The 230-nt window shown below is 66.5% G+C and carries 1 protein-coding gene; it reads right to left on the bottom strand.

Annotated elements, in window-relative coordinates; all coding sequences use genetic code 11:
* The coding region (locus tag SB786_RS37940; RefSeq protein WP_410731803.1) for a GntR family transcriptional regulator at positions 1-172 on the bottom strand (172 nt) is incomplete at its 3' end.
* Positions 173-230: the final 58 nt, after the last annotated feature.

Raw genomic sequence — 230 nt, 5'->3', positions numbered from 1 at the left:
CGAAGGTATGCAGCAGACCGCCCGCATGCAGCATTTCGAAGGCTTTGCGCACCGGCACGCGGCTCGTGCCGAACATGCGCGCAACCGGTCCTTCGAGCAGCACGAGGCCGGGCGCGATCTTGCCGAGCGCGATCGCGCTCTTCAACTGGTCGTGAATCAGCCGGTAACGCAGGCGGCTGTCCGCGTTGGTTTCGGGTAGGTCCGCCGCTGGTGTGAGGGCGTGCTCTGGC

It is taken from the genome of Burkholderia sp. SIMBA_062 (assembly GCF_046534765.1).
GTDB lineage: Bacteria > Pseudomonadota > Gammaproteobacteria > Burkholderiales > Burkholderiaceae > Burkholderia > Burkholderia ambifaria.
Note: the sequence above shows the minus strand (reverse complement) of the source record. Positions and strands in the feature narration are given on the sequence as shown.